Origin of the sequence: Nitrogeniibacter aestuarii (genome assembly GCF_017309585.1) — a bacterium.
GTDB lineage: Bacteria > Pseudomonadota > Gammaproteobacteria > Burkholderiales > Rhodocyclaceae > Nitrogeniibacter > Nitrogeniibacter aestuarii.
This window is the reverse complement of the sequence record NZ_CP071321.1, coordinates 2155168-2166779: the sequence shown is the minus strand read 5'-3', so window position 1 is coordinate 2166779 and position 11612 is coordinate 2155168. Positions and strand designations below refer to the sequence as shown.

The window sequence follows — 11612 nt, the reverse complement described above, 5'->3', positions numbered from 1 at the left end:
TTACTCCGCGACCTTGAGCGAGGGCAGACGCATATCCATCGTCAGCCCACGCCGGGCGGGGTGGGGTAATTCAGGCAGATCATTGTCTGCCCTCTCCTGCGCCATCGTGCCGCGGACAACAGGGCGATCCTCTCCGGCCAGCTCGCCTGAGGCGGTCCACGCGGATCGGGTCGAGGCCGGAACGATCCCGCCAAAATCAATCCGGCAGCGCACCCCGGCGGGCACCTGTCCTTCACGGTTGTCCACCGCAAGCCGCACCCGGAAGGTGTTGCTTGCCGCATCGACCATGGGGTCGACCACATTCACCCGGGCCTGAACCGGGGCGACGCCGGGCACATCCGGGCGCACCGTGGCGACTTCGCCGGATCGGATGGTCCCGAACTGCGCGGCAGGTACGACCACTTCCACCTGCAGTTCATCAATTGCGGCGACCTGAAGCAGCGGGCGGTCTTCGACCCGCTCGCCCGGTTGCACCATGCGATCGACCACCACACCGTCGAACGGCGCGCGGAGCGTCCGCTGGCCCAGCTGAGCCTTGGCCAGATTGGCTTCGCTCCCCAGCACCTGGAGCTGCTCGCGGGCCTGGGCAACGCGCTGCCGCGCCACTTCGAATTCGGACTCGGCCTGATCGAGCGCCTGCTTCGAGATGAAATTCCTGCCATGCAGGTCAACCGAGCGTTTGTAGCGACTGTCCGCCAGGACCAGGTTGGCATTGGCGGCTCGCAACTCGGCGGCCACGCGAGCGCGCTGGCTGGCCACTTCCACGTTGGCCGCTTCGACGCGCGATTGCAGCACAACCAGCACCTGGCCCTGCCGCACCCGGTCACCCCGATCGACCGCCACCGACTCGACCACGCCGACCACCGGCGTGCCGATATCGGCCTCCTGCCTGGGCGTGATCAAACAGCCCAGCGGAGCCGCCGAGGCCGAAGCGCACGCGCCCGTCAGGGCCAGCAGAATCAATCGAATACTTCTCTTCATCATTTTTCGTTTGCTCGATATGCCGTTGCCAGCGACTGGTCCCAATACCGGGCGCTGGCATGCAGACGTGCACGGTGCCGGCGTGCCTTCTGGGCACGCTGACGTTGAAACAGGCGCAGGCTGGCCGGCATCACGGATGCAGCCAGACGCTCGCCGAAGGCTTCAAACACCCGCGTCGTCATTTTCGTTAACGGCATTTTTTCCAGTTTCATAAGTTCCAGACTCACCCAGTGTTCATGACTGCCCGGGTCGCCCTGTCGAGCACACCGCCCGATCAACTGCCGGTCGAGCCGGCCGGTGACGTTCAGCTGCAGGCTCAGCACGTGCAGCCCGCCGTGGGCGAGCACCTCCGGGGCAACGGCAATGTCGGTGCCCCGCCCAGCCATGTGTGTCGCCACGGTCACTGCGCCGGGCGCGCCCGCCGAGCCCACAATGGACGCCTCTTCAGCGCCCTGGTCGGCATTGAGCACACGGTGCGCCACACCTGCATCGCTGAGCGCCCGCGAGACACGTTCGGAGCAAGCCACCGTATCGGTGCCCACCAGCACGGCACGATTCGCCTTGGTCAGCCCCCCGATCCGGTCGACGAGCGAGGCATGCAGACTGGATTCATCGTCGAACACGCGAAACCCCATGTTCAAGCGACGACTGGGGCGACGCAGCGGAATGGCCACGAGATCAAGCGAATAGATGCTGCGCAGCTCTGAGCGCAGTTCGCGCAAGGTGCCGCTCATCCCGGCCATGTCGCGGTAACGCGGGAAAAAGCAGGAATACGTCGTCTGAGCCACGGTCACCAGCTCCGGCGGCGGAACGAGTTTCTCCTTGAGCGCGACCATGCCGTGAAGGCCACGGCCCCACTGCCGACCTTCAGCGACACGCCCTGTGATCGGGTCGACGATGCACACGAGACCATCGCGGACCACGTAGTCCCGGCCCTTGAGGTGAAAATGACGCGCTCGCAGCGCCGTCTCGATCCATTCGTCCCGATGCGCCTCACTGATCCAGACCCGTTCCAGCGCAGGCAGCCGCGGCGACTTCAGGTGAATCTGACGACGCCCTTCGTCAAGCGTGTAATCGCGCCCGGCCACGAGCGCGGTGGCGTGCTTCCAGGCGGTCCAGGTACGTACCCGGGTTGCCGGATCCTTTTGCGGCGCCGAGACGATCAGCGGCATGGAGGCCTCATCCACCAGAATGCTGTCCGCTTCGTCGATCAGGACCATGTCCAGCGCCGGCAGGACCGGCACCGCGGCGTCGCCTTCAACCAGCACCCGCGCCCCCATCATGAGTTCGCCGGTTTCGCCCCGGGCGACCACCTCGTCCCGCAGGGCATCGAACACCACGGTCTTGGCAGTGGCGTACACGATGTCGGCACGGTAAGCCTGCCGCCGGCCGTCCAGATCATTCCCTTCAGCCACACTGCGCACCCGGAGGCCAAGTGCCAGGTAGAGCGGCGCGAGGAGCAAGGCATCGCGCTCGACCAGGTAGGGGTTGGCCGTGAGCACGTGCACCCGCCGTCCCGAGAGCGCAGCCACCGCCGCCGCCAGGCCCAGCGCCAGGGTCTTGCCCTCGCCGGTGGCCATCTCGGCCAGGCGGCCATCGAGCATGGCCAGTGCGGCCAGCCATTGGGTGTCATAGGGCACCTTGCCCAGCGCGCGACGGCACACATGATCGACCAGCGCACAGGCCTCGAACCACATATCGGAGCCGACACCGGCCCGCTGCAGCATGGCCCGCCACTGGGTCGATGGTTCGACGATCAATTGCGGCGGCACATGGCGAATACGTTCGAGCTGGCGGCGATAGCGGGCGATCGGCCGCCATGGCATTTGAGCCAGAAGACTGCGATGGAAGGAGCGTTGCGTCCAGCTTGAGGCGGTCAGTGCCTGGATCATGGCAGTGCGGCGCCATCCGTGTCGAAGTGGCCGAGGAATAACTGGCGTGCGCTGCGCAGCAACTGGGCTGCAACCGAGCGCTCGCCGTGCTCGAAACGGGCAGATACACGGCCGCCACTGAGCGTTTGAGGCACTTCGGGCAGCACCAGGTCCACCCACACCACGGGCTGGAGGCTGGCCGTGCCCTGCTCGTCCATTGGATCGACGTCGAAGTTGCCACCGGCCGGCCGGCCCAGCGCAGGTGACGGCAGACGTCGCTTCGACTCGGGCAGCCCACCATCAACACGGGCGGCATGCGCCAATGCGGCGTCTTCGGACAAGCGCACCGACACGCCCGACAGCGTGTTCAGACGGATGCCCTCGTTGTCAGGCACCGCGACGCGTACGCGCGTCGGGCTCCCGTCAAGCACCACCCCGATCGACTCCCCCTGAGGCAGGAACCGCCCGGGCAGATCCGTGCCTGCCGGCAAGTGCAGAATGCCATCCTGGCTGGCACGGACCAACAGCCCGTCGATGCGTTCGTCCATGCGCGCCAGTTCGCGCTGAACCCGCTCAACGCGCTTGGCCATCTGCCCTGCGGTCACCGGGTCCCGACGCAGATTGTCGAACAAGGCCGCCTGAAGCCCCTCCAGCTCACGCTCGAGGCGTTCGTGCTCGGCACGCAGTTCGTCGTCTTCCAGACGCAGAATCACCTCGCCGGCGGCAACCCGCTCTCCGTCAAAACGCAGCACGCTGGAGACAAAGCCCGCCGTCTCATTGCGCACCTGGGCCTCATCCGGCAACCACACCACTCCTCGCGCCACGGTCACATCGGGAACCGGCACGGCAAACAGGGCCAGGGGCACGCCCATCACAAGGCCCGCGGCAACGGTTCGGGCGCGCAGGCGGGCCGATTCGGCCACCTGCTCATGAGTCAGCGCCCGCAGCACCTGCCACAGCGGGCGCAACAGCAGCAGCCAGGCAAACCACAGACCCACCGCATAACCCAGCCAGGCAAACTTGCCGCCGAGCCACACCGCGATACCGAAACACAGCACCACCCGATACAACCAGGACAAGGGCTGATAGATCACCAGCCAGAACGTCTCTCCGCGCGACACCAGCAGGCGTTCGTCCGACTGCGCGTCGAGCACCCGCCGCGCCAGACGGCTCTGCCACCATTGAGCCGAACGCGTGGCCAGATTGGGGAGTCCGGCCACGTCGGTAAACACGAAGTAACCGTCGAAACGCAGCAAGGGGTTGCCATTGACCAACAGGGTCGACACCGAACAGACCACCATCACGATCATGGCAATATCGCGCACCACGCCCGGTTGCACCGCCAGCCAGACCACCAATGCGATGGCGGCCATGAACAACTCAACCATGATGCCGGCGGCAGACACCACGGCGCGCCGGCGCCAGTGACGAAAGCCCGACGCGGCCGAGGCGTCCACGTAGGGCACGGGCATCAGCACCAGCATGGCCACGCCCCATTCACGCACGTCGCCGTGCCAGCGTCGCACGGCCAGCCCGTGAGCCAGTTCGTGGACCAGTTTGATCGGCGGGTAGATCCACCACAGCAGCCACAGGTTACCCGCCCCGCCCATCAGTCGCCCCGCATGGGCCGACAGGCGATCGAACGCCATGAGGCTGACCACGGCAGCAGCCAGCACAATGGCGCCCCAGAGCCAGAGCGTCGCCGGGTGGAAGAGCCATCTGCCCAGCGGTTCGAGGCGGCGCAGCACCCCCGTCGGATCGCCCAGACGCACCTTGAAAGACAGCGGGTTGAAATTGTTGGCAGACTTGCCCGGCGCGTTGCCACCGGCGAACAGGCTACCGATATCGGCCTGGCGATCGAAGCTCAGCAGCCCGGCGCCCTGCAAGCGCACCATCAGGCGCAGCAACATGCCTTGCGTGGGCGCATTGTCACCCAGCGCATGGGTCACCGCATCCCAGATATGTTGCGTGGTCAGCGCGCCGTTGCACCGCCCGATGAAGGCATAGGCTGCAGCATCGATACGGAAGGTCCGGTCCGTGGCGTCATCGACCAGCAGATACCAGATCTGCCCGCGCAGCGGCTGACGACGAACGCGCACGTTGGACCGAAGCCGCGGCTTTCGCTGCGCCACCCGGTACCACTGGTCGCTGAAGAGGGATTCGCGCGCGTTCTCAGCCACCCCAGCGCCACCACAACATTCGCGCCTGATCGCTCAGCCAGCGCCAGGCGGCCTTCAGGGTGGGTTCGCGCCCGGTCTCGATCTCGGCCACGCCATTGAGACCCGGCCGAAGGACCGGTGCGGCCCCCTCCAGGGTGGCTTCGACGCGATAGACGTTCGATCCATCAATGACCTGGGCCATGGGCGTCACGCGCGTGATCTGGATCGGCAGGGCCCGGTCGGGCATCGCGCCGAGCAACAGTTCGCCCATCTGGCCGGAGCGAATGCGGCCGATCCGGGATTCATCGACACTCAACACCACCCGATAGCCATTGGCCGGAGCCAGCGTCAGCAGTACATCGCCGCGCGCCACCGGTGCGCCCTGCAATCGGGTCACATCACCATCGATGACCACACCGTCGATACCCGCCTTGATCTGCATGCGTTCGAGACTGCGACGGGCCAGATCGAGCCGCGTGCGGGCCTCTTCAGCCTTTGACAGGCTCACCATCATGTCGCCGCGCTCCGAGCGCGCCAGGGCGGCCATGTAGGCGCTTTCATGCTGTGACAGCTCCGCCTCCCAGCGCCGCGCTTCGAGTTCAAGATCCTGTGCCGCCAGCTCGATCACCACCTGACCGTACTTGACCGGATCTCCCGGGCGGACCTTCACCAACCCGATGAAGCCGTCGATGGGCGCCACCACGGCACGCTCGACAGCCCCCTCGAGGGCGGCACGAGCGCTCACGCTCTGCTGAACCGGCACCATGAGCCCGGCCATCACCAGCATCAGTAAAGCCAGCAGACCTCGGCGCCACCAGCGCCCCTCCTCCTGGCCGAGCCGTTTGAGGCCCCGCCAGAGCGTCTCGCGCAGCTGAACGCTGCCAGGACGGGCATCGCGGTACAGCAGGTAGAGCACCGGTCCGGCCAGATCGATGATGTGTGTCAGCGGCTCCTGGGCAATCGGGGTGATGGTGGTCTTGCCATCCCACTCGCAGCAGATGGCGCCGATCCATTCGCCCTTGACCCGAATGGGCACGATCTGCACGACACCGCCCAGCCGCGAGCGCAGGCGCTGGGTGGCCAACACGATCGCCGGCGCGCCCACACCGGTTTCGGGCACCTGCAAGGCGCGCCGCTGATCGATCGCCTCTTCCATGGCATCACCGATGTCGCGATACAGTTCGACCCGAAAGTCGCCGACATCCTGAGAAGCCGCCTTGACCCGTATGGCACCGTCTTCAAAGAATCCGAGTGACACGCGCGCGCAACCGAGCCCACCGGCAACCTCGGCCAGAAACGCCCGGGCACTCTGATCAAACTGGCGGTAGCCGAGCGCGGCGGCCAGCGAGCGCAAGGCCACAGACGCGAACTCGGGCACCGACTCGGTCCTGGCAGACTGAGTCGGATCGTTCGCACCCGGCAATGAACTGAGTTTTGCGGTCATTCGTGGCTTCTGAGGTCGCCCATTTCGGGCTTTTCGACGCCGGTTTTAACGACCGCCCACCAAGACAACTAAAACCCGAAACGTGTCTTTGTGTGAACTACCACACATTCAGCATCAGGCTTCGAGCGCTCCTGATTCAAGGACATGCGCTTGCCAGGCACCGACCGTCGGTGATGCCAGCAAGGCTGCCAGCAGAGCTTCGGCCTGACGGCAGGCCTGTCGCGTAGCGGCCGACATGTCCGCCCCCAGTTCGAATGTCGATCCGGCCACCGAGAGCACGAACACGGGGGGTGCTGCCAGCCCCAGCTGGCGGGCCACCCCGAGCACCTCAGCCGGCGACAGGGCGTGGGTGCCGGGCAACGGCGTCGCGCACGCATCCAGCGACGAAAATACGACAGGCCTTGGCTGACTGACATGGGCGTCGACGAACAGCGCCAGGTCGGTCGCGGCGACGTCCACCGCATGCTCCACCTGAAACTGAAAGTCGAACACGGTGCGCACACCCGGCACGGCCAATCGCTCGACATACGACGCCAGCGCGGGTCCGGCTGCATCGTCGCCGCGCATCTCGTTGCCCGCGGCCAGCACCAGCACCCGTGTCATGCCTGGCGCACGCGCCGGTCGAGCAGCGCGCCGTGGGTATCGCACAGTTCGAGCACCAGCGGCATCTTGCCCAGCGCATGGGTCGCGCAGGACAGGCACGGGTCGAAGGCGCGGATGGCAACCTCGATGTGATTGAGCAAGCCTTCGGTGAGTGTCTTGCCATCCAGGTAGCGCCGGGCCACTTCACGCACGGCGGTGTTCATCGCCTGATTGTTGCTCGTGGTCGAGACGATCAGATTGCACCAGCTCACCAGATCGTCCTCATTGACCGCATAGTGGTGGAACAAGGTACCCCGAGGCGCTTCGATGACACCAATGCCGTTCTGGCCGCGTACGCCTTGCGTCATCCGTTCCCCGGACAGCAGATCCGGGTCGTCGAGCAGATCGCGGATCACTTCCATGGCGTGCAGCATCTCGATCATGCGGGCCCAGTGAAAGGCCAGCGGCGCGTGCTGGATCTTTCCGTCCGAATAGGCCAGGAAGGCCGCCCGCTCGGCCTCCGCCAGCGGCGAGGGAATGAAGTCGCAGGTCTGGACGCGCGCCAGCGGACCGACTTTGTACCAGCCCTGCTCCGGCCCCATCTCGGTGACATAGGGAAACTTCATGTAGCTCCATGGCTTCACCGCTTCGGTGATGAAGTCCATGTAGCGATCAACGGGCACCTGGTCATGCAGGATGGCCCCATCGGCACCGCGCAGGCGCAGATTGCCATCGTAAAGGTCCATGGCGCCGTCCGCCCGCACCAGGCTGAGCATGGGTGACTCGAAGCGACCGAACACGTCGTACAGGCCGGGGGCGGCCTCATGCAGGCGGCGCACCAGATGCACCGCCTCCTGAGCCCAGGCCACCATGGTGTCGGCCTCGGCGCGCAGGCGGTCGCGATCATCACGGGCCAGATGTTTGTGAATGCCACCGGGCACCGCCGAGGTGCCATGAATGCGCTTGCCGGCCGTGGCCTCGATGACCTGCTGGCCGTAGCGCCTCAGCCCGATGCCCTGCCGCGCCACTTCCGGATAGGCTTCTGCCACCCCGACGATGTTCCGGCGCCCCACCTCGGACTCGAAACCGAACAGTAGATCGGGCGACGACAGATGGAAGAAATGCAGCGCATGCGACTGCATAATCTGGCCGTAGTGCATCAGCCGACGCATTTTCTCGGCGGTGGCGGTAATCGGGCGCGCGCCCACCACGGCATCGAGCGCCTTGGCCGCCGCCAGGTGGTGACTCACCGGGCAGATGCCGCACAGCCGCTGGACGATGACCGGCACCTCCCAGTAGGGGCGCCCTTCGATGAAGGCCTCGAAACCACGAAATTCGACAATATGCAGACGCGCTTCGTGAACGTGACCATCGTCATCGATCAGCAAGGTGACCTTGCCATGCCCTTCGACCCGCGAGACCGGGTCGATGGCGACACGTTTGAGGGTATCGCGCTGGGCGGCAGTTTCCAGATCCCGGGTCATGTGCTCTCCTCAGTCAAAGCGCAGCGCCGGATGCTCGATGCGCGGCGTGCGCCCGGCGAGCAGGTCCGAGAGAAAGGCCCAGATGACCTCCCCCGAGGGCGGGCAGCCCGGCAGAAAGTAGTCGACCCGCACCACTTCATGAATGGGATGCACCTTGTCGAGCGGCAAGGGCAACTCCGGATCGTCGGGAATGCCGCCGGCGTCCATGCCCGGCCGGGACCCGTACACTGCCCGCATGCACTGCCCCAGGTCGAGGTGATTGCGCTGCGCCGGCAGCCCGCCATTGATGGCGCAGGCGCCCAGCGCGACGAGGGTGCGACAGTGCGTGCGGAACTCGCGCAACACGTGCACGTTCTCGGCATTGCACACGCCCCCCTCGATGAGACCGATGTCGCACGGGCCGCAGTGCTTGATGTCGGTGAGCGGCGAGCGATCGAACTCCACCTTGCCAGCCAGCTCGATCAGATGCTCATCGATATCCATCAGGGACATGTGGCAACCGAAGCACCCGCCCAGCGACACCGTGGCCAGCCTCAGCTTGCGCGCTTCATTCATGGTCCGGCTCCTGTTTCATGGCCACCACGTGAATGGGTTGGCTGTCATAGGTGCGCTCGCCAATGGGCACCTTGAACCCTACGCCCTTGTGCAGGATCACCCCCACCGGACAGATGTTGGCGGCCCGGTCGCTGGCGGCAAAATCCGTATCGCCCAGGCGCCCGGATTCGGCATTGACCGTAAGCTTCTTGCTCACGCCGCGATGGGTCAGCGCAAACACGCTCTTGCCATCCAGGTCCCTTGAAGCCCGCACGCACAACTCGCAGTAGATGCACCGATTGAAGTCGAGCAGCACGTCCGGATGCGAGGCATCCACCGGCCGGTCCGGAAACAGGTGTGCAAATCGTGGCGTGGTCATTTCCAGATCGTAGGCCAGTGCCTGCAACTGGCAGTCGCCACTCTTTTCACAGGCCGGGCAGAAGTGATTGCCCTCCACGAACAGCATCTGCAGCAGGGCGCGACGTTCGTTGTTGATTTCCGGCGTATTGCTCTCGACCTCCCACCCGGCCTTGGCCGGCATGGCACAGGACGACACATGCCGGCCGGCCACCTTCACCACGCACAGCTTGCAGCTACCATGAGGCGGAAAGTCCGGATGCCAGCACAGGTGCGGAATGTAATGGCCCGCCGCACGCGCTGCCTCGAGAATGGTCTGGCCGTCCTCGAAAGGCACCGGCTGACCGTCGAGGAGGAAGGTCTGCTCGCTCATGCTTCGTCCTCCATGGCGTTGTCCAGGTGCGCCCCCGGGTCGTCACGACCGGTCATCAGACGCGCACGCGCCAGCGCACCGTCGAGGTCGAACCCGGGCGTGAAATCCGCATGGGCGATACGCCGCTCATAGACCGGCCGGAACTTGTTGAGCCCGTCGAGGACCGGATTGGGTGCAGCACTGCCCAGACCGCAGTGACTGGCATTCTTGAGCAGACGGTCGAGATCATCGATCTCGGTAAGGTCGGCCGCACTCCCGTAGCCATTGGCCAGCTTGTCGAGGGCCTTGCACAGCAGGGTCGTCCCCACCCGGCACGGCGTGCAGAATCCGCAGGATTCATGGGCAAAGAAATGCACGAAGTTGCGTGCAACCTCGAACATGTCGCGGGTGGAGTCGAAAATCATGAACGCCCCGGCCGTGGGCACATCTTCAAAGGCAATGCGGCGCCGGAACTCGTAGGGCGCGACTGTGATGCCTGCGGCGCCGCCGACCTGAACGGCCTGCGCGTCTGACGCGCCAGCGTCTTCGAGCACCTGCTCGATGGTGACACCGAACGGATATTCATACACACCGGGGCGTGCGCAATCGCCCGACACGGAAAGCAGCTTGGTGCCCGTGGATTGAGCCGTGCCGGTGTGCGCAAATGCGGCGCCCCCCTGTTGGGCAATCAGACAGCACTTGGCCAGCGTCTCCACGTTGTTGACCACCGTCGGCCGCCGCAGATACCCCTCGACCACCGGGAATGGCGGACGGATGCGTGGCGTGCCCCGCTTGCCCTCCAGCGACTCGATCAGTGCGGTTTCCTCACCGCACACGTAGGCACCGGCCCCCAGATGGATGAGCACATCAAAATCGAAACCGGGCACCCCACCAATATCGGAACCCAGGAGTCCCTGATGACGGCGGCGGTCGATCACCGCACGCAGATGGTCGAGCAAATGACGATATTCGCCACGCAGGTAGATGAAGCCCTCCTGCGCGCCAACGGCGTAGGCCGCGAGTGTCATGCCCTCGATGACCTGATCCGCGTAGCTGGCGAGCAGGACGCGGTCCTTGAACGTGCCGGGTTCGCCTTCGTCGGCATTGCAGACGATGACCTTTCGCGCGCCCGGCGCGTCGCGACAGGCCTGCCACTTCACGCCCGTGGTGAAACCGGCGCCGCCATGCCCCCTCAGGTTGGCCGCCTTGACCTCACCGAGCCAGGCCTCGCGGCCCAGCGCAATGGCGCGTGCAAGGGCTTCCCCCGGGGTGAATGCGCCGTGCAGCAGATCGTCCCGCCGCTGGATGTTGTCCTTGATCTCGAAGTAATGCCGCGGCCAGGCGTCGAGCGGGCGTTGCTGGCGCACCAGTTCGCAGACTTCGTTCACGCGTTGGTGATCGAGCCGCGTAATGGCACGGCCATTGATCAGAACCGCCGGCCCCTGGTCGCCCATGCCGGTGCATGACGTTGTATCGATGCTCACCAGAGCGTCTTCCGACAGGCGTCCGGGCTCGACGATGAGTTTGCTGCACATCAGCGCCATCAACTCACGGGCGCCAAGCATCTGGTCGATGATGTTGTCCGAGAACAGAATGCGGTAGCGCCCTACGGGCCGGGTGTGCAGAAAACTATAGAAACCGGCCACCCCTTCCACCCGTGAGCGCGGCACACCGAGGCGGGCCGCAATCAGGGTGAGCATGTCGGGCGGAATCCAGTTTTCGTTCGCCTGGACCTCGACGAGGATCTGCAGCAAGGCCTCGGGGCGCATGCCATGGCGCAAGATCACGCTTTCGACGCGCGCTGCGCAGGCAGAATCGGACATAGGCTGTCTCCTGTGATGCCATCAT

9 protein-coding genes are annotated in these 11612 nt (G+C 65.4%); all 9 read right to left on the bottom strand.

All coding sequences use genetic code 11. The features are described 5' to 3' along the window. Positions 1–984 (bottom strand): efflux RND transporter periplasmic adaptor subunit, encoded by a 984-nt coding sequence (locus tag J0W34_RS09935; protein ID WP_230971553.1) that lies wholly within the window; start codon positions 982–984, stop codon positions 1–3. Then, positions 981–2873 carry a preprotein translocase subunit SecA gene (locus tag J0W34_RS09930; protein WP_230971552.1) on the bottom strand — a complete coding sequence of 631 codons (1893 nt, stop codon included), beginning with the start codon at positions 2871–2873 and terminating at the stop codon, positions 981–983. The genes J0W34_RS09935 and J0W34_RS09930 overlap by 4 nt, the downstream gene beginning before the upstream one ends. Next, complete coding sequence (locus J0W34_RS09925) at positions 2870–5032, bottom strand: hypothetical protein (RefSeq protein ID WP_230971551.1); 2163 nt, start codon at positions 5030–5032, stop codon at positions 2870–2872. Before J0W34_RS09925 ends, J0W34_RS09930 begins: the two co-directional genes overlap by 4 nt. Further along, positions 5025–6455 carry an efflux RND transporter periplasmic adaptor subunit gene (locus J0W34_RS09920; RefSeq protein WP_230971550.1) on the bottom strand — a complete coding sequence of 477 codons (1431 nt, stop codon included), beginning with the start codon at positions 6453–6455 and terminating at the stop codon, positions 5025–5027. Before J0W34_RS09920 ends, J0W34_RS09925 begins: the two co-directional genes overlap by 8 nt. A gap of 114 nt (positions 6456–6569) precedes the next feature. After that, the gene (locus tag J0W34_RS09915; protein ID WP_230971549.1) at positions 6570–7058 is read right to left on the bottom strand and encodes a hydrogenase maturation protease; all 489 of its coding nucleotides are present in this window, start codon (positions 7056–7058) and stop codon (positions 6570–6572) included. After that, positions 7055–8521 (bottom strand): Ni/Fe hydrogenase subunit alpha, encoded by a 1467-nt coding sequence (locus tag J0W34_RS09910; protein WP_230971548.1) that lies wholly within the window; start codon positions 8519–8521, stop codon positions 7055–7057. The genes J0W34_RS09915 and J0W34_RS09910 overlap by 4 nt, the downstream gene beginning before the upstream one ends. A gap of 9 nt (positions 8522–8530) precedes the next feature. Then, a complete protein-coding gene (locus J0W34_RS09905; RefSeq protein ID WP_230971547.1) occupies positions 8531–9076 on the bottom strand; it encodes an NADH-quinone oxidoreductase subunit B family protein in 546 nt (181 codons plus the stop codon). After that, complete coding sequence (locus J0W34_RS09900; RefSeq protein ID WP_227814686.1) at positions 9069–9785, bottom strand: 2Fe-2S iron-sulfur cluster-binding protein; 717 nt, start codon at positions 9783–9785, stop codon at positions 9069–9071. Before J0W34_RS09900 ends, J0W34_RS09905 begins: the two co-directional genes overlap by 8 nt. Next, positions 9782–11587 carry an NAD(P)H-dependent oxidoreductase subunit E gene (locus J0W34_RS09895; protein ID WP_230971546.1) on the bottom strand — a complete coding sequence of 602 codons (1806 nt, stop codon included), beginning with the start codon at positions 11585–11587 and terminating at the stop codon, positions 9782–9784. Before J0W34_RS09895 ends, J0W34_RS09900 begins: the two co-directional genes overlap by 4 nt. Positions 11588–11612: the final 25 nt, after the last annotated feature.